This window comes from Prescottella soli, assembly GCF_040024445.1.
GTDB lineage: Bacteria > Actinomycetota > Actinomycetes > Mycobacteriales > Mycobacteriaceae > Prescottella > Prescottella soli.
This window is the reverse complement of the sequence record NZ_CP157276.1, coordinates 5,374,703-5,399,173: the sequence shown is the minus strand read 5'-3', so window position 1 is coordinate 5,399,173 and position 24,471 is coordinate 5,374,703. Positions and strand designations below refer to the sequence as shown.

22 protein-coding genes and 1 pseudogene are annotated in these 24,471 nt (G+C 64.8%); 13 read left to right on the top strand and 10 right to left on the bottom strand.

The genetic code is table 11. The features are described from left to right. Positions 1–445 precede the first annotated feature (445 nt). From ABI214_RS25110 to ABI214_RS25075, 8 genes are all read left to right on the top strand, one after another. Positions 446–1,579 (top strand): thiolase family protein, encoded by a 1,134-nt coding sequence (locus tag ABI214_RS25110; RefSeq protein ID WP_348605120.1) that lies wholly within the window; start codon positions 446–448, stop codon positions 1,577–1,579. Positions 1,580–1,625: 46 nt separating this feature from the next. Then, the gene (locus ABI214_RS25105; RefSeq protein WP_348605119.1) at positions 1,626–2,390 is read left to right on the top strand and encodes an SDR family NAD(P)-dependent oxidoreductase; all 765 of its coding nucleotides are present in this window, start codon (positions 1,626–1,628) and stop codon (positions 2,388–2,390) included. Positions 2,391–2,432: 42 nt separating this feature from the next. Further along, positions 2,433–4,043 (top strand): ABC transporter substrate-binding protein, encoded by a 1,611-nt coding sequence (locus tag ABI214_RS25100; RefSeq protein WP_348605118.1) that lies wholly within the window; start codon positions 2,433–2,435, stop codon positions 4,041–4,043. Between the two features lie 66 nt (positions 4,044–4,109). Further along, positions 4,110–5,063 carry an ABC transporter permease gene (locus tag ABI214_RS25095; RefSeq protein ID WP_348605117.1) on the top strand — a complete coding sequence of 318 codons (954 nt, stop codon included), beginning with the start codon at positions 4,110–4,112 and terminating at the stop codon, positions 5,061–5,063. Then, positions 5,056–6,165 carry an ABC transporter permease gene (locus ABI214_RS25090; protein ID WP_348605116.1) on the top strand — a complete coding sequence of 370 codons (1,110 nt, stop codon included), beginning with the start codon at positions 5,056–5,058 and terminating at the stop codon, positions 6,163–6,165. The genes ABI214_RS25095 and ABI214_RS25090 overlap by 8 nt, the downstream gene beginning before the upstream one ends. Continuing rightward, on the top strand, positions 6,162–7,229 hold the full coding sequence (locus ABI214_RS25085; RefSeq protein WP_348605115.1) for an ABC transporter ATP-binding protein: 1,068 nt from the start codon (positions 6,162–6,164) through the stop codon (positions 7,227–7,229). Before ABI214_RS25090 ends, ABI214_RS25085 begins: the two co-directional genes overlap by 4 nt. Continuing rightward, positions 7,229–8,218, top strand: a complete 990-nt coding sequence (locus tag ABI214_RS25080) for an ABC transporter ATP-binding protein (RefSeq protein WP_348605114.1) — start codon at positions 7,229–7,231, stop codon at positions 8,216–8,218. The genes ABI214_RS25085 and ABI214_RS25080 overlap by 1 nt, the downstream gene beginning before the upstream one ends. A gap of 404 nt (positions 8,219–8,622) precedes the next feature. Next, positions 8,623–10,314, top strand: a complete 1,692-nt coding sequence (locus ABI214_RS25075; RefSeq protein ID WP_348605113.1) for an AMP-binding protein — start codon at positions 8,623–8,625, stop codon at positions 10,312–10,314. Between the two features lie 186 nt (positions 10,315–10,500). Here the strand turns inward: ABI214_RS25075 and ABI214_RS25070 are convergent, their stop codons facing one another. Both ABI214_RS25070 and ABI214_RS25065 read right to left on the bottom strand, forming a co-directional pair. Then, positions 10,501–11,709: a PucR family transcriptional regulator gene (locus tag ABI214_RS25070; RefSeq protein WP_348605112.1), complete on the bottom strand. Its 1,209-nt coding sequence runs from the start codon at positions 11,707–11,709 to the stop codon at positions 10,501–10,503. Between the two features lie 106 nt (positions 11,710–11,815). Beyond that, positions 11,816–12,181: a hypothetical protein gene (locus ABI214_RS25065; RefSeq protein WP_348605111.1), complete on the bottom strand. Its 366-nt coding sequence runs from the start codon at positions 12,179–12,181 to the stop codon at positions 11,816–11,818. A 98-nt stretch (positions 12,182–12,279) separates the two neighbouring features. Here ABI214_RS25065 and ABI214_RS25060 point away from each other — a divergent pair, with 98 nt between their 5' ends. From ABI214_RS25060 to ABI214_RS25050, 3 genes are all read left to right on the top strand, one after another. Further along, positions 12,280–13,320: an NAD(P)-dependent alcohol dehydrogenase gene (locus tag ABI214_RS25060; protein WP_348605110.1), complete on the top strand. Its 1,041-nt coding sequence runs from the start codon at positions 12,280–12,282 to the stop codon at positions 13,318–13,320. A gap of 27 nt (positions 13,321–13,347) precedes the next feature. Then, on the top strand, positions 13,348–13,557 hold the full coding sequence (locus ABI214_RS25055) for a hypothetical protein (protein WP_348605109.1): 210 nt from the start codon (positions 13,348–13,350) through the stop codon (positions 13,555–13,557). A gap of 119 nt (positions 13,558–13,676) precedes the next feature. Continuing rightward, positions 13,677–15,212 (top strand): hypothetical protein, encoded by a 1,536-nt coding sequence (locus ABI214_RS25050; protein ID WP_348605108.1) that lies wholly within the window; start codon positions 13,677–13,679, stop codon positions 15,210–15,212. A 242-nt stretch (positions 15,213–15,454) separates the two neighbouring features. Here the strand turns inward: ABI214_RS25050 and ABI214_RS25045 are convergent, their stop codons facing one another. Continuing rightward, positions 15,455–16,885, bottom strand: a complete 1,431-nt coding sequence (locus tag ABI214_RS25045; RefSeq protein WP_348605107.1) for a hypothetical protein — start codon at positions 16,883–16,885, stop codon at positions 15,455–15,457. Positions 16,886–17,216: 331 nt separating this feature from the next. On the opposite strand from ABI214_RS25045, the gene ABI214_RS25040 reads away from it, so the two are divergent. After that, on the top strand, positions 17,217–17,804 hold the full coding sequence (locus ABI214_RS25040) for a QsdR family transcriptional regulator (protein WP_348605106.1): 588 nt from the start codon (positions 17,217–17,219) through the stop codon (positions 17,802–17,804). A 14-nt stretch (positions 17,805–17,818) separates the two neighbouring features. Here ABI214_RS25040 and ABI214_RS25035 read toward each other — a convergent pair. From ABI214_RS25035 to ABI214_RS25005, 7 genes and pseudogenes are all read right to left on the bottom strand, one after another. Further along, positions 17,819–17,938: pseudogene (locus ABI214_RS25035) on the bottom strand (transposase); the annotation flags it as partial. 19 nt (positions 17,939–17,957) lie between these two features. Further along, a complete protein-coding gene (locus ABI214_RS25030; RefSeq protein WP_348605105.1) occupies positions 17,958–18,761 on the bottom strand; it encodes a tyrosine-protein phosphatase in 804 nt (267 codons plus the stop codon). Between the two features lie 9 nt (positions 18,762–18,770). After that, on the bottom strand, positions 18,771–18,965 hold the full coding sequence (locus ABI214_RS25025) for a hypothetical protein (protein WP_348605104.1): 195 nt from the start codon (positions 18,963–18,965) through the stop codon (positions 18,771–18,773). A 34-nt stretch (positions 18,966–18,999) separates the two neighbouring features. Further along, a complete protein-coding gene (locus tag ABI214_RS25020; RefSeq protein WP_348605103.1) occupies positions 19,000–20,415 on the bottom strand; it encodes a hypothetical protein in 1,416 nt (471 codons plus the stop codon). A gap of 6 nt (positions 20,416–20,421) precedes the next feature. Continuing rightward, positions 20,422–20,835 (bottom strand): phage holin family protein, encoded by a 414-nt coding sequence (locus ABI214_RS25015; RefSeq protein ID WP_348605102.1) that lies wholly within the window; start codon positions 20,833–20,835, stop codon positions 20,422–20,424. A gap of 496 nt (positions 20,836–21,331) precedes the next feature. Beyond that, positions 21,332–21,841, bottom strand: a complete 510-nt coding sequence (locus tag ABI214_RS25010) for an SHOCT domain-containing protein (RefSeq protein ID WP_348605101.1) — start codon at positions 21,839–21,841, stop codon at positions 21,332–21,334. A 219-nt stretch (positions 21,842–22,060) separates the two neighbouring features. Then, on the bottom strand, positions 22,061–23,536 hold the full coding sequence (locus ABI214_RS25005) for a LuxR C-terminal-related transcriptional regulator (protein WP_348605100.1): 1,476 nt from the start codon (positions 23,534–23,536) through the stop codon (positions 22,061–22,063). Between the two features lie 187 nt (positions 23,537–23,723). Here ABI214_RS25005 and ABI214_RS25000 point away from each other — a divergent pair, with 187 nt between their 5' ends. Next, positions 23,724–24,401: a GAP family protein gene (locus ABI214_RS25000; protein WP_348605099.1), complete on the top strand. Its 678-nt coding sequence runs from the start codon at positions 23,724–23,726 to the stop codon at positions 24,399–24,401. Positions 24,402–24,471: the final 70 nt, after the last annotated feature.

The following is a 24,471-nucleotide window of genomic DNA, read 5'->3' as shown; positions in this document are numbered from 1 at the left end:
GGCATTCCTCGACACGCGCAGCCTGCATGCAGGCCGTCACGCCCAAGGGGTTGTTATATTAATGACTGACACGTAACTTGAGTGATGTGAATCACTCGGGTGCACGCAGTCAGTCGCCGGCCGTGGCCAGCAACATGCCGAGTGGCCGGCCGTCCGGCTGACCCGGCACAAGAATCTGACGGCGATCCGGCAAGGTGATCTCCACTGGTCTCAACGACCGTTGCCTGAGGGTAATTCAACGAAAGACGTTGTGTTCTTGCGCCTTTACAGCTAGCTGCGGAATACCGAACACCCAGACGTTCCCTGTCGACGATCGACGACATCTGTACAGCAGCCCCAGTGAACCGCAGCTTGCCGCCTGAGCGCAGCCGAGGAAGCGACCAAAGAGAACTGGCGAACCGCCGGACCGGCGAGGGCCAATTGTTAGCGAAAGAAGGAGCGAAGCATGACCGACGCTGTGATCGTCGATGCCGTTCGTAGCCCTATCGGCAAGCGGGGCGGTTCCCTCTCCCACATCCATCCCGCGGACCTGTCAGCCCACGTGCTGCAAGCACTCAGCAGTAGGACTGGCGTCGCCCCCGAGGAGGTCGGCGACGTCATCTGGGGATGCGTCGTCCAAGCTGGGGACCAGGCAGGGAACATCGCCCGCACCTCCGCACTTGCAGCGGGATGGCCTGAATCAGTTCCTGGTACAACGATCAACCGTGCCTGCGGATCGAGCCAACAGGCGCTGGCATTTGCAGCCGCAACTGTCATTGCCGGACATGAGGACTTCGTCATCGCGGGTGGCGTCGAATCGATGAGCCGGGTACCCGCGTCCGCCGGATCTCCAAACAGCACTGCGAACCCGCCGAGCGTCCTCGACAGATACGAGGTCGCTGGATTTCACCAAGGTCTCGCAGCCGAGATGATGGCCGAACGATGGGGACTCACTCGGCATCAGCTCGACGAGTACTCACTTCGGTCTCACGAACTCGCTGCCGTCGCGATCGACAGCGGAGCATTCGATCACCAGATAGCTTCGCTCCCAGGCGGACTCGCCATGGACGAGGGAATCCGCCGGACAAGCACGATGGAGACACTCGCAGGCATCCGGCCAGCCTTCGCCCCAGACGGTGTCATCCACGCAGGCAACTCCTCCCAGATCTCCGATGGAGCCGCCGCTCTACTTGTCACCAGTAGCGAAACAGCATGCGCCCAGGGTCTCGATCCCATCGTGCGCATACACACCGTCGCTCTGGCAGCTGACGATCCCGTCATGATGCTGACTGGACCAATCGGCGCCACCGCAAAGGCACTTGCCCGATCTGGTCTCTCCATCTCGGATATCGGTGCGTTCGAAGTCAATGAAGCCTTCGCACCAGTTCCACTCGCGTGGCTCGCGGAGACCGGGGCGAACGAGGCACACGTGAATCCACTCGGCGGAGCGATCGCGGTCGGGCACCCACTGGGCGGATCGGGCGCAATCCTGACCACCCGGCTCATTCATCACATGCGCGACAACAATATTCGCTACGGGCTCCAGACGATGTGTGAGGCCGGTGGCATGGCAAACGCCACCATTTTCGAACTGCTATGACAGACGAATTCCCCGACCGACTCCCCTCATCCGAAAGGCTAAGAACTTGGACCTCCATGGCGTTTCCGCTGCTGTCACCGGCGGCGCATCAGGGCTGGGGCTGGCAACTGCGAAGCGACTCATCGACGCTGGCGCGCACGTCACCATCATTGACCTTCCCACCTCCGCGGGTCTGGCAGTCGCGCAGGAACTCGGACCGTCAGCGCGGTTCGCGCCGGCCGATATCACCAACTCTTCAGAACTCGCTACGGCTCTCGATGAAGCGAGCGACAACGGAGGTCTGCGAGCTCTTGTCCACTGCGCCGGCATTGGGCGAAGCGTTCGGGTTCTCGGCCGCGACGGCAAACCTGGCCGAATCGAAGACTTTGAACGCGTGATTCAGGTCAACTTGGTCGGTTCCTTCAACGTGCTCCGGCTGGCAGCTGAACGAATGGCACGACTCGACGAGATCGACGGTGAACGCGGTGCGATCGTACTGACCGCATCGGTGGCTGCATTCGAGGGTCAGATCGGTCAAGTCAACTACACGGCAGCCAAGGCAGGAATCGTGGGCATGACACTCACCGCAGCACGCGATCTGGCAAACACCCGGATCCGCGTCTGCACCATCGCCCCCGGGATCATGGACACTCCCCTGTTGGCGACGATGCCCGCGGACATGCGGTCACGGATTGAAGCCACCGTACCCAACCCGTCGCGTCTGGGCCGACCCGACGAATTCGGTCAGCTGGCAACGTCGATCATCGAGAATCGCTACCTCAACGGGGAGACCATCCGCCTGGACGGCGGAATCCGTATGGCGCCCCGGTAGACCGCATCAACCCGCAAAGGCTCTCGCGAAGGAAGGTTTGATATGAAGCGATCGTCTCTCGCTCGAGTAGGGGCCGTGTTCACGGCGTTAACTGCCGCGACTGTGTTGCTGGCCGGGTGCGCGGGAGGTTCGGGTACGGCGACCGACGCCTCCGAGGTCACGACCGGTCTGGTCGGCGACCAGACCGACGGTGGTGATCCGACGTCGGGCGGCACGCTGTCCTATGCGACGTACAACGGTGTCAGCAGCCTGGATCCGGCGGACCGTCAGGACGGCGGCGCGACCGGCGGCAGCGAGATGGCGGCGATCTACGACCTGTTGATGCGCTACGACCCGCAGTCGAAGCAGTACCAGCCGCAGCTCGCTCAGGCACTGAAGGCCAACGGCGACAACACCGTCTGGACGCTGAAGCTGCGCGAGGGAGCGAAGTTCAGCGACGGCACTCCGGTCGACGCCGCGGCGGTGCAGTGGAGCATCAACCACTATCTGGAGAAGAAGGGCACCCACACCCAGGTATGGAAGGCCACCGTCGCCGACGTCGCGTCGCCCGATCCGGCCACGGTGGTGTTCACGCTGAAGCAGGCGTGGAACGAGTTCCCGATCCTGTTCACCACCGGTCCGGGCATGATCGTGGCGCCGTCGTCGATGGCGAGCGGGAAGTTCACCGCGGTCGGCGCCGGCCCCTTCACGGTGGAGAAGTTCGCCTCCCAGGACGAACTGGTGCTCGCCGCGAACCCCGGCTACTGGAACGGGAAGCCGCACCTGGAGAAGCTGCGTTTCCCGGCGATCGTCGGCGAGCAGGCCAAGCTGGACGCGCTGCACACCGGTGGGATCCAGGCCGCTTACCTGCGCGGGGCTGAGGAGGTGCACAACGCCCTCGAGGCCGGCGACGTCGGCTACGTCTACACCGTCAACATGGGCAGCCTGCAGCTCCTGAACCAGCGCGAGGGCCGGGCCGCATCCGATCCGCGCGTGCGGAAGGCGATCGTCGCGGCGTTCAACCCGGAGACATTCAACGAACGCGGCGAGGGCGGCTTCGGGATGCCAAGCAGCGACATGTTCCAGTCCTGGTCGCAGTGGCACGGCGACGTTGCGGGCACCGGCTACGACCCGGAGACCGCGAAGAAGCTGCTCGCCGAGGCCAAGGCCGACGGCTACGAGGGCAAGCTGACTTACGCTGGCCTGAACGAGCCGGGAGCACAGCGCAGGGCACTCGCCGTCCAGTCGATGCTGCAGGCGGTCGGGTTCACCGTCGACATCGTCTACAACTCGAACATCAACGACCTGGTCAAGATGACATACGTGCAGCACGACTTTGATCTCGGCGAGTCGGGATTCAACGTGCTCGACGAGTCGCCGTTCATGCGCATGTACGGCAGCCTCGCAAGCACGTCGACGTCGAACGTGCTCGGCTACGAGAACCCGGAGATGGACGCACTGCTCGGCAAGCTACAGACCGCAGCGACGGATGACGACCGCCGTAAAGTCCTCGAGGACATCCAGACCGTCGTGAACGCGACGAACCCAATGGCGGTCGCGGGGGCGGGCAAGTACTTCATCCCGTGGAGCACGAATACGCACGGGATCACCCCCAGTGCGGACGGGATCATGCTGTTCGGAAATGCCTGGCTCTCTTCCAAATCCGCGTCCTAGAGGCGGATACATGGCATCACGCGGATTCGGGGCGCCCCATGAACACAGGAAGGAGGCGGTGACGCGATGGCGCGAACAGTGATCAATAAGATCGTCGAGTTGATCGTCGTGCTCTTCATCGTCAGTCTCGGAACGTTCGCGCTCGTGTCACTCATCCCGGGTGACCCCTCCGTTGCGATGTTGGGCGAGGGGCGCACACCCGGGGAGTACGCGCAGGCGCGGCAGGACATGGGGCTGAACGACCCCTTCCTGACTCGATACTGGGACTGGCTGTCCGGCGCACTGCAGGGCGACCTCGGCAATTCGATGGTGCCACCGCAGGGACCGGTGACCGAAAGCATCGGTGCCGCTTTGCCGGTCAGCATCCAGCTGGCCGTGATGGGACTGCTCATCGCGATCGTCGTGGCGGTGCCGCTGGCGATGTACTCGGCCCGCCATCAGGGCGGGTGGATCGACCGTGCGATCAGCGCATGCACGTTCGGTGTGCTGTCGATCCCGAGCTTCCTGTCGGGTCTGCTGCTGATCATGGTGATGGTCAACTACCTCGGCTGGTTCCCACGTTCGCAGTGGGTGCGGGTGTCCGAGGGGCTCGGCGAGAACCTCCACCACGCGGTCCTGCCGGCGATCACGATCAGTCTCCTCGAGATGGCGATGTTCATCCGCATCCTGCGCAGCGACCTGGTGATGACGTTGAAGGAGAACTTCATCCTCGTCGCGAAGGCGAAGGGCATGTCGAATGCGCGGCTGCTGCTGAGCGACGCTCTGCGGCCGTCGTCGTTCTCGCTCATCACGATGCTCGGCATCGTGCTCGGGTCGATGATCGGCAGCACCGTAATCGTCGAGACGCTGTTCTCGTTGCCGGGCATGGGCTCGCTGATCGTGCGTGCGGCCCAACAGGGTGACATGCCGATGGTGCAGGGTGCGGTTCTGGTGATCGCCGTGATCTACGTGGTGGCCAACGGCGTCATCGACATCGCCTACGGATACCTCGACCCAAGGAGCCGACGAGCCCATGTCTGAGATCAAGAACGACGACATCGAAATGCCGGTCATCACCGGCCGGGTGCTCGACGACGCGGACGCGGAGGAACTGGCGAACGCGTCGGATCTCGCCGAACGCCGCAACCTGTACCGGATCGGCGCGATCTTCACCGTGGTCGGGCTCATCGCCGCGGGTGTCGGACTCGGCGCCGGCGGACTGGTGATGGGCGCGAGGGTCGCGATCTTCGTGGTCGGGCTCGTTGCGCTCTACATGGGTGTGCGCCGAATCGGGCTCGCGCGGTTCGGATCCGACTTCGACCTCACCTTCATCCTGTCGTGTGCCTGGTTGGCAGTGCTCATCGCCGCCGTGGTCCTGGCGCCCCTGCTGCCGCTGGCCGAGCACGAGGACACCACCAAGACCCTCAGTGCGAAGAGCTACGCCGAGCCAAGCCTGTTCTCATCCCATCCTCTGGGCACCAACAACTTCGGACTCGACATGCTCGCTCGGTCGATCTACGGAGCCCGATCCTCGCTGATCGTGGCGGTGGCCGCGGTCGCGATCGGCATCCTCATCGGCGGGGCGATCGGTATCCTCGCCGGCTACTTCGGTGGCAAGGTCGACCGGATCATCGGTGTCCTGACGAACTCGCTGCTCGCGGTTCCGGCGCTGATTCTGCTGATTGCGCTCGCGTCGGTGCTGCAGCCGAACCTGCGCAACGTCTCGCTCGCCCTCGCGGTGCTGGCGATACCGAGCATGGTTCGCATTGCCAGAGCAAACACCCTGGTGTTCTCACAACGCGAATTCGTCCTGGCGGCACGGGCGATGGGCGCGACGAGGTGGCGTGTCATGGTCCGCGAGATCGCACCGAACGTCGCGTTGCCTCTGCTGTCGCTCGGCATGGTCATGATCTCGGTCATGATCGTCGCGGAAGCGTCGCTGAGCTTCCTCGGGCTCGGCATCCAGCCCCCGTCACCCACGTGGGGCAACATGATCTCCGAGGGTCAGGGCAACGTCTTCGAACAGCATCCGTACATCGTGCTGGTGCCCGGCGTGTTCCTGTTCCTGACGGTGTTCGCGTTCAACATGGTCGGTGAGAAGGCCCAGAAGAAGACCGGCGGCACCCGGGAGGTGAAACTGTGAGCAGCAACGAACCGCTTTTGACGGTGGACGGTGTGTCCACCAGGTTCCGCACCAAGCGGGGGCAGCTCCGCGCGGTCGAGCACGTCTCGCTCCAACTCGACGCCGGCGAGACACTCGGTCTGGTCGGCGAATCCGGCTCCGGTAAATCCGTTCTGGGACAGACCATCATGGGCCTGGTCTCGGACGGTGGCGGCACCTCGGTCACCGGCAAGGTGCAGTTCATGGGCCGGGACATGCAGATGCTGACCCGCAAGGAACAGCAGCAGCTGTGGGGCAAGGACATCGCGATGGTGTTCCAGGACCCGATGTCGGCGCTCAACCCGTTCAAGCGGATCGGTACGCACATCACCGAGTCCCTGCGTGCGCATCTCGGTCTGGACAAGACCCAGGCTCGGGAACGGGCGATCGAACTGCTGCGCAAGGTTCGGATCCCGGAGCCGACGCGTCGGATCGATCAGTACCCGCACGAGTTGTCCGGCGGCATGCGCCAGCGCGTGGTCATCGCGATGGCGCTGGCGTGCGATCCGAAGCTGACCATCGCCGACGAGCCGACCACGGCCCTCGACGTCACGGTCCAGAAGCAGATCCTCGAACTGCTCGACTCCCTGCGGACCGAGATGGGCATGGCAGGCATCCTCGTCAGCCACGACCTCGGAGTCGTTGCCGGACAGACTGATCGCGTCGCGGTCATGTACGCGGGCCGGATCGTCGAGACCGCGCCGACCCGCCAGCTGTTCGCGGGCCCGCGCCATCCGTACACCGAGGCACTGCTGGCCGCGGTTCCCCGACTCGAGCAGGAACCCCACACCCGGCTCGAATCGATCGACGGCGGCCTGCCGGACATGACGAAGCCGCCCAAGGGCTGCTCGTTCGCATCCCGGTGCAAGTACACGCAGCCCAAGTGCCGGGAGGTCGTGCCGACGCTCACGCCCGCCCCGGACACCGTCGGCGCACGCCATCCTCACGAAGTGGCCTGCCACTTCCCGCTGGACGGCGTCGCCGACCTCGGAGTGCCCCGTGTCGTGGGCGCGGAAGATCGTGAGCTGGAAGTGGAGAGCATCTGATGGCCGGTAGTGGAGTTGCGCACCTGCGCAAGGACGACAAGCCCGTGCTCGCGGTGGAGAACCTCGTCGTCGAGTTCCCCGCCGGGCGCGGTCAGACGGTGCACGCCGTGTCGAACATCAGCTTCGATCTGCTGCCGGGCGAAACCCTCGGCATCGTCGGCGAATCCGGCTGTGGCAAGTCCACGGCCGGCCGCGCCGTCCTGCAACTGCCGGCGCCCAAGTCCGGCAGCGTGGAGATCGACGGCATCGAGCTCACGACGCTCAGTCCGTCCGCGCTGCGCAAGATCCGGGCTCAGATGCAGATGATCATGCAGGACCCGATCTCGTCGCTGAACCCGCGTCGCAAGGTCAAGCATCTCGTCACCGAGGGCCCCCGCATGTGGGGTCAGCGGAACAAGGAACGCCTCGACAATGTGGGGCGTGAACTGCTCCAGGCCGTCGGGTTGGACCCGGACATGGTCTGGGAACGGCTCCCGGGTGAGCTGTCGGGCGGCCAGTGCCAGCGTGTGTGCATCGCCCGCGCGATGATGCTCAAGCCGAAGGTCCTCATCTGCGACGAGCCCGTCTCCAGTCTCGACGTCTCCGTCCAGGCGCAGATCCTCAACCTGCTCGAGAAGACGAAGACCGAGTTCGAGCTCACGATGATCTTCATCGCCCACAACATGGCGGTGGTCAAGAACATCAGCGACCGCGTGATGGTGATGTACCTGGGCAAGGTGTGCGAGATCGCCCCCAGCCGCGACATGGAACGGCAGGCACTGCACCCGTACGCGAAGCTGTTGCTGGCATCGATCCCGGACCCGGACGTGCACCGCGGCGATGCCGACTCCACGCCGCAGATCGAAGGCGACCTACCCTCGCCCCTCGATCCGCCGTCCGGCTGCCGATTCCGCACCCGCTGCCCCCTGGCCACCGACCGCTGTGCGGCAGAGGAACCACTGTTACGAGAGGTGAACGACGGCCACTACGTGGCCTGCCACAACGTCTGACTTCGGTCCGACGTACCTCGTCCCTTGGTGGACTGCATCGCCTACTACGAGCGCACCTGTCGCCCTAGCAAGGTCGGTTGCCCTGAGCGTGGCATCAGTCTCGAGGATTGAGACTTGGTATGGCGCGACCGCAGCCACCATCTGATCTTCACAATCGTGAAGGTTCCCGCCGGCGACTTCGTCCGCGCGATCAGGTTGGCATCGAACGTGTGGACGACCGTCGCCGACTGGCCGGTCACTCCAGCGGACGCCATCGGGACCGCACGCAATATCTGACAGTTGATCTCGCCGATCCAGGCCGGAAGGGACTGCCCTGAGTTCAGCTGACTCGCTGTGTGTAGTGGTACATGCCGCCCCCTTTCGGGGGTGGTCTCGATCACGCTGTGACGCAGATCATGATCTGCATGACGACGAACACAGACCTGTACCGTTCGGCCCGGGATCAGCTGATCGCGCTCGCCGATGACTACGACAAGGCCGTTGACGAGTTTCGGTGGCCGGATCTGACGGGCCAGTTCAACTGGGCGACGGACTGGTTCGATGCGTTCGCCCGCGGCAACGAGCGGATCGCGCTGTGGATCGTCGAGCCTGATGGCACCGAATTGAAGGTGACGTTCGACGAAATGGCTGACCGGTCGGATCGCACGGCGACGTGGCTGCAGCAGTTGGGGATCAGGAAGGGGGACCGCGTCATCCTGATGCTCGGCAACCAGGTCGAGCTGTGGGAGGCGATGCTGGCGGTCATGAAGCTCGGCGCGATCGTGATGCCGACGACTGCGGCGCTGGGCCCCGAGGATCTGCGTGACCGCATCGCTCGCGGCGCAGTCCGCTGCGTGATCGCCAACGCCGCGGACACGTCGAAGTTCGACGACATCGGAGGTGACTATCTCCGCATCGCGGTGGGTGGTAACCCAGATGGGTGGCAGTCTTATGCGGACTCGGCCTCGGTGGAGTCGGACGGTCCGTTCAACTCGGTGACGACCGTCGACGAGCCGATGCTCATCTATTTCACCTCGGGGACCACCAGCAAGCCGAAGCTCGTCGAGCACTCCCAGATTAGTTACGCGGTAGGGCATTTCACCACGATGGCCTGGATCGGGCTGACACCTGGCGATGTGCACCTGGCGATCAGTTCACCGGGCTGGGCGAAGCATGCGTGGAGTTGCTTCTTCGCCCCGTGGATTGCCGAGGCGACGATCTTCGTCTACAACTACCCACGATTCGATGCGAGCGCCTTGATGGAGCAGTTGCGTCGAGCAGAGGTGAACACCTTTTGCGCGCCACCAACGGTATGGCGCATGCTCATCCAGGCCGACCTTGGTGAGAAGCCCGCGTTCCTACGCGAACTCCTTGGAGCGGGTGAACCACTCAACCCCGACGTTATCCGCCAGGTCGAGGAGGCGTGGGGACTCACCATCCGCGACGGATTCGGGCAAACCGAGACCACACTGCAGGTCGGAAATACGCCCGGACAACCGGTGAAGCCAGGATCGATGGGACGGCCGATGCCAGGGGTGCCGGTAGTGCTGGTCGATCCAGTCTCGGGCAAAGAGTCCGACGAGGGCGAGATCTGCCTCGATCTCAGCCAGCGTCCGATGAACCTGATGACCGGATACCTAGGTGATCCTGAACGCAACGAACAGGTGATGGCCGGCGGCTACTACCACACCGGCGATGTTGCTCAACGCGACGCCGACGGCTACATCACCTACATCGGACGTACCGACGACGTGTTCAAGTCGTCGGATTACAAGGTGTCCCCATTCGAACTGGAGAGCGTTCTGATCGAGCATCCGGCCGTGGTGGAAGCGGCAGTTGTTCCGCAGCCAGACGACACCCGACTCGCCATCCCCAAGGCTTATGTGGCACTCGCTGCGGGTTGGGAACCGACTGCGGAGACCGCCCGATCGATCCTCGAATACTCGCGCGACCATCTAGCGCCGTATCAGAAGGTCCGGCGGGTTGAGTTCTTCGAACTGCCGAAAACCATCTCAGGAAAGATCCGCCGCGTCGAACTCAAGGACCGAGAAGACATCGCACACCGCGACAGCGCACCGATCAGTACCGAGTACCGCTACGAGGACCTCATCGACTAGTTGGCGGTTGCTCATGTGACACCCGGTCCCATCCGGCTCACCGGATGGGACCGGGCCAAGGTCCCCTGCCGCTGCGGGCGCAGTCGTTGAACGGCAACCCGATTCGCCGCTCGACTCGACCGGACCGGCTCTGGCCGCATTGTCGACCCCGGCGAGACGGAACCGAAAGAAACGAGACCGAACCACTCACCCACCGAAGACGTCGAAGCACTTCAACGCCAGCTCGAGCTTCAGCCGTCGCGTGAGGATCTCGCCACCGAGGCTCTCCTCCACCCGCTGCATGCGATACCGGACGGTGTTCTTGTGGATTCCCAGGCGACGGGCGGCGGCCTCGTGGTTGCCGTGGCATCCCAACACGGCGCGCAGCGTGTCCCGGAGACGTTCGGAGGCGGCGTCCGAGCCTAGGAGACCGACCAACTCCCGCTCGACCAGTGTGCGCATTCCGTCGGGATCCGCCGACAGCAGCGACACGACCTCGACGTCCGCATAACGGGTCACGACGGCCCGACGTTTGCCGACCTCGGCGATCCGCTGCGCCGCCAGCGCCTCACGATGGCTGCTGCGGAATCCGGCGATCCCTGGGGCGGGTGCGCCGACGGCGAGTCGTACGCCGTCCGGGATCAGACTCGGATCGATCACCCACGCGTCGTCGCCGTCGTTCGCGATCCACGACCACACGCCGTGCGCGCCGGACGGCACCGACAGGGCGCGCCGCCCGCGGGCGATCCGCGTCACCACCCTGTCGAGAGAGCCCGCGAAGGATGTCGAGTCGTCGACCCACGCAACCACTGCGGTGTGCTCGAGCCGCAACGGATAGCCGAGCAGACCGGACGACTGCGCGACACCCCCGCCGCCGTCGAGGATCTCGCGCACAGTCGTCACACGGGAGGCGAAAGCGCCCTGCAGCAACCGTTCCCGCTCGTCCGAGTAGGTGACCGCGAGTTCGTCGAGCATCGCGTTGAGCAGCTCACTGGTCTGCGACCACATCGTGGTCAGAACCTCGAGCTTGAACTGGGGATCGAGGTCCTCCTGTTGGAGGAACTCGGTGGCGAACGAGAGCATCGCCCGATGTCCGGCGTGGTAAAGCTGCGACAGGACCCGCAGCTCGAGCCCCCGCTGCGCCACGGTCCGGGCGAGCGCGTGGGCTTCCACCGAGATCGGTGCCTCGGCCGGGCCGCCCGCAGACGACGGTCCGCTCGCGGCCAGGAAGGCACTCAGCTGACTGCGGACCGCGGACCGCAGGTCACGCTGCAGTTCGGCGTCCGCGACCAGCTCGGGAACATCCGCGCTGAACGACTCCTCGAGACCCGCCAGGAACACGTCCAGGGCGTCCTGCGTCAGCGTCGTCGTGAGGTAGTTCCGCAACCATTGGTCGGCCGGTCCGCGCGCCTTCACCCGCACTCATACCTTTCCGGATCGTGTTCGCCACCGACGATCCGCGCCTCCACCGTAGACGCGGCGCCGGGATGCTGCGGCAAGGAAGGTCGTAGGCGGGCCGCCGCTACCGCAGATCAGCCCCGGTCATACGCAGCGCGACGTAGTCGCTGTCGACGAGGGACGACTCGAACACGACGTCGCCGCGAGCCAGTGCCGTGCGTGCCGCCGGGGCCAGCGTCTCCCACCAGGCGTCGAGGTCCTGCCGGCGGCCGTACAGAAAGTCCGACACCGCCCCCTGGAGGATCGCGAAGTGCGGCAACGCGTCGTCGCCCGGGGAGACGTAGCAGACACTGTCGTCCCCGCAGACGCTGATGACCTGGCCGATGAACTCCGGCGGCACGAAGCCCTGCGGCTTGCGCAGCAGCGCCAGACGAGCCCGCTCCGACAGGCAGCCGTAGAGGTACTCGGGATCCGGCATCTCGTCCGCCATGCCCTGAAACCTAGCGCCGCGCGGCGGCAGTGTCCCGGGAGTGAGCGAATCGTGCGATGCTCGACGACACGAGCGGACCTCCCCCGAAGGAGCGCGGTATGAAGGCAATCCAGTACACCCGGATCGGCGCGGAGCCCGAACTGGTCGAGATCCCGACACCCGAACCCGGCCCCGGCGAGGTGCTGCTCGAGATCACCGCCGCCGGCGTGTGCCACTCCGACGAGTTCATCATGAGTCTGCCGGCGGAGGCGTTCGGCTACGACCTGCCGATGACGCTCGGCCACGAGGGCGCCGGCCGCGTGGCCGCCATCGGCGCCGGCGTCACCGACCTCGACATCGGTACGAACGTCGTCGTGTACGGGCCTTGGGGCTGCGGTCGCTGCTGGCACTGCGCCCAGGGCTTCGAGAACTACTGTTCCCGCGCAAAGGATCTCGGAATCGCACCACCCGGACTGGGCGCTCCGGGCGCGATCGCCGAGTACATGATCGTCGACTCGCCCCGGCACCTCGTCCCGATCGGCGACCTCGATCCGGTCACCACCGTGCCCCTCACCGACGCCGGTCTTACCCCGTACCACGCGATCAAACGGTCACTCGGGAAGCTGCGCGCCGGATCCAGTGCCGTGGTGATCGGCACCGGAGGACTCGGCCACGTCGGGATCCAGCTGCTGCGCCACCTGTCCCCCGCCCGCGTGATCGCCCTGGATGTCAATGACGAGAAGCTCGCGTTCGCACGCGAGGTCGGTGCGCACGAGACGGTGCTGTCGGACGCCGATGCCGCCGCGAACGTCCGGAAGATCACCGGCCAGGCAGGTGCGGCGCTGGTGCTCGACTTCGTCGGTCTGCAGCCGACCCTCGACATCGCCACGGCGGTTGCCGGTGTCGGCTCCGACGTGACGATCGTCGGGCTCGGCGACGGTAAGGCGGCCGCCCGGGTCAGCTTCTTCACGGGGGCGTTCGAGACGAATGTCTCTTCCCCCTACTGGGGTTCACGCAGCGAACTGATCGAGCTGATCGACCTCGCGCACCAGGGCGTGCTCGACATCGCCGTCGAGCGGTTCGCCCTCGACGACGGCGTCGAGGCGTACCGCCGGCTCGCCGCCGGGACACTGCGCGGGAGGGCGGTCATCGTGCCGTGAGCGGCGGCGCGTCCACCGGCGCTTCGTATGTCCATCTCGTGTGCGGTGCTCGGGGCACTCGTCGTCGCGGTGCGCAGCTGCTGGTTGGGGCTGTTCATCGGCGCGACAATGGTGGCGTCGTTCGGCGTCGTCCCGGTGCTGTGTATCGCGGTGCTCCCAGTCTGGCTGCTCACGGTTCACCGCGGCCAACTGGTGGTGGGCCCCAACACGGTCCCCTTGGAGAAGCACATCAGCTGATCGTCGGACCCGCGGCCCCGCGACCGCGACGGCCCTCCCTACGCTGGCAGATTCCGTATCGTGTTCCCTTGCGCGGGATCGTCCCGCACGGTCGACTCCATTGCCGAAGGTTGCGAGCGTTGACAGAATCCGACTCACCCGCCGTTGTCGCCTGTCCCGGTGACGTTTTCGTCTTCCCGCTCGAACGCATCGGCCGATACGGCGCATGCCAGGTGGTCGCCGTCGACGATGCGCGAGGGTTGGCGACAGTGGCGGTGCTCGCGTGGACCGGCACGGCGGTGCCCGAGGTCGCCACCCTTGCCGACGTGCCGCGGATGGTGCGGGACTTCATGTTCTGGACGCCCACGGAGATCCTGAAGAACGTACCCGTCGAAGTGCCGGCCGAGTACGTGAGGATCGGCACTCTTCCCGTGTCCGGTGAGACCACCACACGTTCCTACGACGCCTGGAACTTCGCCCCTGACGTCATTCGACAGTACCGATGGGACACGCTCCCGAGCGAAACGACCGCGGCGTTCCGGACAGCGCTCGCGAGCGAGAAAACCGTCACCGTACCGGGCCTCGCCCACTCCCCCAGCGGTGCTCAGTACGAAACGCGCCTGATCGCCGCTCGCTCATTCAGCGACGACGCCGGCTACTCGGTCGGCGAGGACTTCCGGATGGAGTCGCTGCGCGCTTGGCCCGCGCTCTACCAGTTGACACTCCGGTCGTGGCGAGATGACCTCCTGCCGTTCCTCGAGTCCTCACCGCTCGTCAAAGAACTGACCCTCACGGGGCACGGGCAACGCGCGATCGACCTGTCCCGCACCGGTCTCGACCGGCTCACGATCGACATCACCGGGCTCGAACTCCTGGTGCTCCCACCGAGCCTCGACCTCTTGAATCTGCACGGCACAGGAGCCGACGTCGGCTCCGACCTGCGCGTCGTCGCCGATGGCGCCGGCCGCTGGATCACCGTGCACCTCACCGGAACCGTGCCTGCAGTCCACGGACTCGACCGCGTGCACGGGCTGAGAATCGGCGCCATCGAGAACTTGGATGTCTCCGACGTCGCCGAACGCTTCCCGGGTATCTCCTGGCTGCACCTGTTCGGCGCTCCGGGCCTGCTCCACAACCTCGACGGGTTGCAGGCCCTGCCGAGGCTGGCGACCCTGTGGATCTGCGACCTGTTCGGTTACGCGCCCGACCACTTCCCCGGCCCGGACGAACTCCCGACACTCACGAGTCTCGACCTCGACAGCGTCCCCGCCGACGTCGCTGCCCGCGTGCGCGCCCGATACAAGAAGGCGCCACGCGTCGAGCTGACCGTGCGCAGGCCCCGCAAGCCCGAATGGCTGGCCGAGAACCTCGAGAACCCGCTCCGCCACTGGGACGGCCACGACGGCATCCCCCGCACGGTCGCGAAGAAGGCCCGCGCGGCGTTCATCGCCGCCCTCCGCCAGGTTCGCGACGAGTCACCCACGGATGAAAACACTGTGATCGCCGCAGCAACCGGGTTCCTCGACACGATCGCGGCCCTCAACCGCAAGCACCAGTTCCTCTACACCCTGGAACGCGACGAGGTCATCGACGCCGTCAACACCCTCACCGCCGGTCTCTCGCCCGAAGCCCACCGCGCCCTCGAACCGCTCATCGAGGAAGCACTCGACGACTGACCGCCCGCGGCCGGAATCCTGGACGCAGCGCCAGCCCTAGGTCGAGAACCTGCACCTCGTCGGTCTCGAGACGCTTCTACACCTCGGAAGCCGAACGCCGATCGTCACATTGTCGAACGATCAGCAAGGACAACGCCGTACGCCCACGAACAAACGCAGCCAGGCATTGACGGCCCGCAGCGTTGCTGCCGGAGAGTGTCTCGCCGGCAGCAACGCTGCACGTTACTCGTTCAGGTGTCCAACTACTTGGCGCAGCCACTTGCCTCGAACGCGGACTTGGACGTGTACTGCCCGTCCGGCAGGTACTGCCCCATCACAGCCTTCTCGTCGCCGGGCGTCTTGGTGTCCTGTGCGGCATGACTGAAGCCCTTGGACGGCAGCATGTTCCGCATGATCAGGAGGGAATCGTCGGAGTGCCCTGCGCCATCGCCTGTGGGCGAGAGCGGCAGCCACGACACCCCGCACTCCTTGGTAGCGTTTGCGGGTCGGTCCTCAGGCAGCGACGCGACGATTGTGTAACGACCGGCCGCATCAGTGGCCATCTGCTCGTCGTACAGGCATGCGATCACCTTCGTCGTTGCCAGTGATTCGTTGCTGCACATCGACCAGAATCGCATGTCGACCGCGCCGTTCGTATGCCGCGCGCCTGTCGTCGTCTTCGGAGTCCGCGGCAGCTCGCCACGAAGCACCAAAACGTCGCCGAACCCGCGGTTGACTTCGGCTGTGACGTAGCTGTTGTCGATGTTGGAGTACTGTCCGCCCACCCGCTGTGGTGTGCCATCACACTTGCCGAGGTAGGTGCAACCGAGCGTGAACTCGGCGCTGTAGTAGGCCCGCCATACAGGTGTCTGCTCGGAGGGGAATGTCGCCGGCTTGCCCGGCTGGTCGCGCAAAGCCTTGTACGTGTCCAGCGGCAGTGAAGCGGGCTTCAAGATCGAATTGTCCGCGTTGACCGCCGAACACAGTGCGTCGCCGCGTAGCACCTGACCGTCGGAAAGGTGCAACTCTGGATCCGGTAGTCCTACGCCGCCGGTGAGATCTCGTCCACTGTCGGGAAGGTAGATGCGGTAGAGGAGGCTGATCCGATCCTGGCCTGGCACACCGGCATACAGAGTGTTTTGTTGCGGCTGGGCCAGCGGGGCCTCGTTGAGCACAGAGGCCGTGTACGACCTGGCGCCTTCACTTTGTCGGTCGGCGCCCGGGAGATAGGTATTCCGCGAACCGGCGTCCGGAGCGGTCGAAACGTCGTTGAGGACGGCGGTCGGCATGGCGGTGCCGGCGTTGTACGAGTTCAACGACTGGTAGCGCGCGTGCGCGTACTGCCCCCGGATGACCAGTTCGGAACCCTGCGGGATAGTGAACTGCGCGGCCCAATAGACCGCCGCGGTATCGGGGAAGGCGTAGTTGAGCTGCGGGTCCGCGAGCTCGGGATTGATTGGCACGGACCAGAAGCAGGTCGACACCGGATACTCGGGATTGGGGCCGCTCGAACCGAGATCGACAGACCCGAATCCGGATCCGCTCGACGAACCGACAGACCCGGATCCGGATCCGCTCGACGAACCGAGATCGACGGATCCAATCGCCGGCGCGGCAACTGCGGGCCCAGCCCCAGGCAACGCTGTGATCGCGGTCAGCGCCGCCGCAGCTACGAACGTTCTCAATGAAGGCATCGCGCTCCTTGTGACGTGGGTAACAGATAGTGGCTGAACGATAGGAGCAGACGGAACATCTGTCAATGTTGTTCCAATAGGAATAATTAGCCGCACCGTTTCACGCACCCTGTCCTTCGAATGGTCCGGGGGCGGTGTCGCCGAACCTGGCGGCATCGATGGACCGCCGATAGGGATCGGGCCGGTAGGCTTACGCACCTGAATCGCGCATCCCTGAACGATGCTGATCCAACTGTCGCGAGTCGCGTTATCCCAGTTCAAAGGTCATTCTTAGTTGCCGACAGGGATGTCCGCTCAATCAGCGCGAAAACCCGAGGTTAAACTCGGCGTCGTGAGATCTCAGGAGCAAGAGGCCGCACCACCCTCGGTTCGCCGGCCCATGCCCAGCGACGCACTGGCGACGGCCCTGTGGCTCTTCCAACACGGTGAACGGGTCGATATGAACACCGTCGCCAGCCATCTCGGAATCGGGCGAACCACGCTGTATCGCTGGGTCGGCGACCGCGAGAAACTGCTGGGCCGTGTGCTCCTCGCTTCCATCGGCAACCTCTGGCAGCGGTCCCTCGCCGACGCCGAGGGTGAGGGCCTGGAACACCCGCTCGACGCCGCTCGCCGATTCATCGAAGGCTGCATCGAGAACGAACCTCTGACCTCGTTCGCGCAGCGCGAGTCGAGCCTCGCACTGCGCGTACTCCTCGATCCGAATGGCGTCATTACCCATGTGCTGCAGCGCGATCTGTCCGCGGCAACCTCCTCCGCGGCGCCGGAAATCGAGGCTCCTGAGGAGATTTTCGGCGTACTCGCATTGACCGCCACTGCTCTCGTCTGGGCTAACGTGGCCGGCGGCCGACATCCCGACATCGATGCGACGATCGGAATCATGCGGACTGTCCTCACTGCTCACGCCAGGCCTCGGTAGAGCGCTTCGAAATTGGCCGCAGGCTCCCACGGCGCGGTGCAGATGAGCCTCAGATCGCGGCTCATCTCGTCCGAACACTTCCGCGACGCATAGCGGAATGTGTTGCGGATCAAGTGAATCACGCAATTCTGCACCACCACAAACTGGACGGTTCTACGAAGACTGAGTGAACCGCTCGCGCAGCATCGCGAGTTGCTCGGTGGTGAGGCCGAGCCCGTCACGGGCGTAGTCCTCAACGGTGCCAAAGTACGTGCGCATCTCGTCGAGGGCGGCATCGATGTAGCTCTCACGGACTCCGAGGAGGGGCCGGATCAGCTCCGGGTCGACGCCCTTGCTCGCGGCGAAGGCGAGGATCGGATCGGTCATCGGCGCGAGATCGGTGTTCGTTTCGAGGTAGTCGGCACGCACGTCGGCCACGTCGGCGCCGAGGAGGAGCAGGAAGGACGTCGCGGCCCACCCGGTGCGATCCTTGCCCGTGGTGCAGTGGAACAGGGCGGCCCCGGTGCGCTTCTCGTCGATGAGGTCGAGATAGAACGCGCGGTATGCGATGAGCGCTGAGGGCAGGCTGACGAAGTTGCGGTTCGCCTCCTCCATCTGCGCGATCCCGCGTCCGTCGCTGATGGTCTCGGCGTAAGCGACCGGGTCTGTCATGAGCAGTCCGGTGGCCGCAGCGTTCTGGGCATTGTCGGCCAGCACGTCGAGCCAGACCGTGCGCGTCGCGTCGGGGAGATGATCGAGGGCGCCGTCGCGCTCGGCAGCGGTGCGGAGGTCGTACACGGTCGTGACGCCGAGACCCGTGAACGCGGTGAGGTCGTCGCCGTCGAGCTTCGCGAGCGTCGCCGACCGGTAGAGTGCGCCTGCGCGGACTGTACCGCCCGGAACGGGAATTCCGCCGAGGTCTCGGAAGTTCGGGGCGCTCTTCAGGAGCACGCGACGGTCGAGCGGGTGAGCGGTCATGGCTGACTCCTACGGGGTTGGTTGCAGGGGCGATTCGGGGGTGCGGCTGGTGCCAGCGAACGCGGTGATGGCGACACCGAGGCCGCTGTAGATGTGGTCGGGATCGATCCGCTCCATCAATTCGTACCGTTCGAGAGCAGCACTCGGGGCGGGCTCGGGACGGGCGAGGACGACATGGATCGGGCGAGCGTGGACGTAGGACACCAGGCCGGCGAGAGCTTTTGCCCCGCAACCTCGCTCATGCCCGTCCACCCTCCATCGCGGCGATCACCGTGACCGCGTCCTCCGCAGTGGCCGACTCCGTGTCTGCGAGGCCGATTGCGGGACGGCGCACGAACTCGATCAGGAGCAGCGCGACCACGGCTCCCAGAAGCGAGCAGAAGACCAGACCCGGAGTCAACGGCCTGATGAGGAGCACCGCGGCTCCCACAGCCACAGCGACGACTGCCCGGAGTCCGCTCTGCCAACGTTCGCACCAGAACCCGAACGGGCCGTTGCCCAGCTCGTTGCGGACAGCGATGTCGCGCAGCGTCTTCGCTCCTGATGTCACACACCCGCGCAAACGTGCAGGCAATTGTGCGGGACCGGCGAACCACGCGACACCGACGAGGACGATCGCCACGGTCAGCACAGCTGCGGCGGTCTGGGAGGAGGGGCCGGTGACCGCTCGGAACACCGCATCCGCCGTGCCTCTCGGCAGTGTGGTGAGCGCTGGGAACAGTCGCTCGAGAAGCGCGAATGCAAGGAGCAGTATCAACATGCCCGCAGCGAGTCCAACGGATGCACCGACAAGTGCGCGTCGCCGGTGCCGCGCGATCAGCACCCCGGCAGCGACCATGCCGATCGAAATCCACGGAAGCCAGGCGGTGAGGGTCACCGCCGCCCCGTAGCCCTGACGCACCCCGCCGAGCGACAAGTCGGTGGCAATCGGCACTGTCCTGTCCACTGTGGGGATCCTCGCGGCCGCGTCGAGCCCGTGGTCGAGCAAAGTCTGCTTCACACGTTCGACCACGGGACCGAGCTGCACGCCCAGCGTGCCGTCCTCGCCGATGGCGGTCGCCGCGTCCGTGTCTCCGTTCATCGCCTTGATGACTTCAGAGTGGCTGAGACGAAGGGCCGTCTTCCATGTCTCGGCAAATGCATCCGAGGAGACCATGTCCGCAACGGTGGAACGGATGAGGTTCGACAGCCCCATGTTGAGGGGCGCTTCGAGTGCCCGAGCCGCGGTCACCGTCGATGGCGAGGCGCCCAGTCCCTCGATCCCGTCGACCAGCGCTGTTGTCAGCGCAGGAAGGTCGATCTCGCGCTCGATCACAGCGCCAGTTTCGTCCGTGACGAGGTTTTGCACTTCCGGGTTCTCCGCGAGTGGAGCAAACTCTGCAACGAACGCGTCGGTACTGGTGAGCTGGGCATGAGCCCAGCTTGCGATCACGGCCACCGGGGACAGGATCACGGCCACCGCAATGGCGCACGCCGACAACACTGACCTCCCGCGGCCAGAGTTCTCGTGGAGCCGCACCGGTGAGTCATCCGGCACGGGATGATCCGCCGCCTCGGCTCCTACCTGCGCGAGATGCGCCCGCAGCGATCCGTTCTCCCGTTCCAGATCTTCGAGCCGTTGCTTCAGCGTCGCGACCGACTCCTCTCCCCGCACTGACCATCACGCCCGATTCACACTGTGCACGAGCTTCTCTGCACTGCGTCGTTTGAGCCACCTGTCGATGACGAAGGCCATGAAAATCCACCCGCCGAGTGCGGTGACCACCCACACAATGATCGGTGCGACGACCCAAGACTTGACACCGCTGATCTGAATGCCATCAGGGAACAGGGACGCAACCCAAAGCGCGAGCAGCGTCGCGACCAGCCCGACACCACCCTCGAGCGGAGCCGCATAGTGTTGCGCCACGCTGAGCACGAACGGGCCGAGAATCATGTGGGCCAAAGTGAATACGCCGAGAGCCACGAAGAAGCCGGTGAAACTCAGATCCACTCCGGGTAAAACGAAATGCACGACAATTAACGCCACCGCGCCGAGCACGCATTGCGAAAGGAGCTGAAACAGCAGACGCACGCGTCGTACCTCCTTGATCAGGCAAGCCACCAGGCAGCCACCCGGTGTTCTCGGAACAATAGTGGGCTTGCCCTCCCCGCAATCGTCGGTCGAGGGCGTCACGGCGAGTAAGCCGAGACCGGTCGGCAGCGCTTCACTGAACTCGCGGAGCCAACGACCGAACGCATCTAAAACGCAATACGCCCAGGTCTCCGCCGGTCTGAGATCCGCCAGGGCCGGCGCGCATAAAACCGACCGCAATCAGTAGCGGCAATCTCGGCAACAGCGCCCGACAGAAAAAACTACCCGCATTTCTACCCGTCCGAGGGTGCTCCCGGTGGAGCACTCCGTAGACGAGCCGGACCACCACGAACAAAGAGCGGTCACTCGCGCAACGAGCGCGAGTCACCCTCGGCAACAACACCAGCAGATCACACACACGGCGGTCGCGCGGCTACCTGGTGGCGATGCTTTGCAGCTACCTGGGCCGCGGACCCGGAGTCTCCTGTCGGATCCGCTACGCGGTCGTGGAGGAGAGCACCGCGTCCTTGAGCTGCTGGAACTCTTCGTCGGTGATTGCTCCGTCATCGAGGAGTTGTTTCGCCTGCGCGATCTGTGCCGCAGCAGTACCGCCTGCGACGGAACGGAGGATGTATTCATCGACGGTCACGCGCGCCTCGTTTGTTTCCTTCTGCGCGCGCTCGGCCATGCCGTTTCCGCGCGCAACGAGATACACCAGCACGGTGATGAACGGAAGGAAGATGAGGAACAACAGCCAGAGGGCCTTATACCAACCGCTCAGATTCCGATCCCGGAACAGATCGCCGAGAATCGAGAACAGTGCCATGAGGAAGACGACACAAACGAAGATCGTCAAGATCCACCAGATTGCATCCCAGACCGTGGACCAGAAGACCATGAGAACATCCAATTCATTGCAAGGTTCCTCGCGGAACGGAGATGTCATGGGACTGCCGAGACGAAAGGTGCGATCCTTCTGATCCGCACCACGAACGTAGACGCCCATGACCTGGGCGCCACCTCGGCGCCCCAAACCTCAATCCTCCACCACGGCAAACGAGCAGAATCGACGATCGCGGGTAGAAACACGGGTAGTCTTCTCGACCTCCGGTTGCCGCGGCTTTGTGTCCTCGGCTGTGGCCGGCCGTCAGCTACTCGCCCGCGAGAAGCGGGCTGGAGACCGGCGGCTTCAGCCCGCAACTACATCTTCGATTGGACGGGCCCATTATCCGATACCGGCTGCTTGAATAGCAGCACGCCGTTTGGTCACGCCTAGTTTGCGGTAGATCGAGCGAATATGCGACTTCACCGTGGGGTAGGCGATCCCGAGGTGTGCAGCGATCTCATCTGCAGTCATCGCGGTACGCAGATATGCGAGTATCTCCTTCTCTCGTTCCGTCAGGACTCCCGCGAGCAGGACAGACAGCTGGTTCCGTCGTTCCAGGATCGTGCACAGGAGCCCATGATGTCTCGAACCCCGTATTGCGTGTGCGTTCAAGAGATCGACAATCACCGGATCGTCGGCGAGAAATGGGGCAAGAATCCGTTCGGGGATCGCAGCCTCCAGCGCACGATCCAGCTGCTCATGCGCTTGAAGTCCATGCCCTGATACGGAGCTCAGTGCAGCTGAGGTGACGAGTGTGCTCACCAGCGCATATCGTGGCAGCCCGGCCGAGGTTGCCAGGCGAAGCGCTTGGGCCGACGGTTCCGGATCCCCCAAGACTCGATAGAGCTCCGCGAGAAGCGAATGAGCGACCGCAGCACCTGTGCGGGTAAGCGCCGGCATTGCGATACGGCGAGCTTGCTCGTCCTGCCCTTGCGCGTGGGCGAGCCAGGCCGTGGTGACGCGCCGCAGCGTATCCCAAGGAATGCCATGCTTGTCCGCAGTGCTCACGCCTCGCAGCAGACGCGCCGCGGTGTGGTACCGGTCTTCCCGGTTCAGAGCGATCAGGCTCATCACCAAGTAGAGACGGGCGAGCGCCTCGAAGTTGGTTCCGGGGCTGTCCTCTACGATGATGGAGTCGAACTGAGCGATCGCCTCCTCGAAATCTCCGCGCCAGAAAGCGATGCACCCTCGATTCGACTGTGGGAGACCGCCTTCGAAGCGTTCCCAGTCGGACGCCACCTCCCTGGAAGGCAGCCCGTCGAGGATTTGCTCGGCTTCGGTGAATGCTCCCGCGTGGGTGAGCGCAAAGGCCAGATTGGACTGCGCGAGACGCGAGGTCTCCGCACGCGACTGCAACCGCGCCTCATCGCTGGCGGAGCGAAGTAGCGCGATAGCACGGGGAAGATCACGACGAAGCCTGACCTCGGTCCATCCGAGGAGGAAAAGCGCGGACGGGTAATCGTCCTCCGGTTCGCACTGGGCGAGCGCGTGGCGCGCGCGATCGGCGATGACGGCCTTGGTCGAGGTGTCCGGAGCGAGCAGCAGGTCGGTGAAGCAGACGACGAAATCGTCAGACGCAACCCGCAGACCCTGTCCGCGGAGGAACTCCGCACCGTACGGGTCGCCACTGAGGTCGCGGCAGCACGCCCGTATCAGCAGGATGTGCGGGTCGTGCGGATCAGGATGGGCCAGGCAGAGCTGCTCGAGTTCCCCGGTGTGAGACTCGAGAATCAGACGGAGCCAGTTCTTCCGTAGGACGCGTCGAGCCTGCTCCGCCTCACCGGAGGCGAGTGCCTCACGCACGGCTTCGATCATGTCTAGAAGATAGTCGAGACATTTGTCGGCCATAGAAATCCGGTCTCATCCGCTGCGGATGAGACCGCGATCGAGGCCTACAGGAGCCTGTGAGAATTGCCGGAATGAACCGAATGCTTGCCGGGTTGAGCCGCCGAAGTGTCGAGCGGGAGCCCACCGACACGACTGCTCTGCAAGGGAACTGACCATGTTGGGTTCTGTCATCGGGGAGACGCTGCCGCTCGCGCTCGGCATCGCGATCAGCCCTGTCACGATCATCGCGGCCATTCTCATGCTGCTGTCCTCGAACGCGCTTCGCACCGGCCCCGGATTCTTGATCGGCTGGATCCTCGGGGTCGCCATTGCGGTGACGGCGTTCGTGTTGCTCGCCGGCCTGCTCACGACCCAGGGCGATTCGGACGGAGCGAACGTGCCGCGTGCAATCGTGCAGCTCCTGCTCGCGGCCCTGTTTCTGCTGCTCGCGGTCAGGCAATGGCGAGGCCGACCGAAACCCGGCGAGGGCCCCGCACTCCCGAAGTGGATGGCCGCCATCGACGGCTTCACGTTCAAGCGCGCATTCGGCCTCGGCCTTCTGCTCTCGGTACTCAACCCGAAGAACCTCCTCATCGCCGCGAGCGCCGGAGTGACCATCGGAGACGCCGGTATCGCCGCCCTCCCGGCAAGTATTGCGACAGGGGTCTTCGTCCTGTGTGCCACCGCGACGGTATGGGTGCCGGTCTCGGCGTTCGGTGTCGCTTCACAGCAGCTCCGGGGGCCGCTGGATGCCCTGCACCGGTGGCTCGTCCGCGAGAACAACGTGGTCATGACCGTACTCATGGCATTCATGGCGGCACTCATGGTCGGCAAGGCCATTGCCTCCCTCTGACCTCTGCTTCACCACTGTCTCTCATCCATCGGCCGCGAACCCCGCGCCCCCTTGCAAGAACGGACAACAC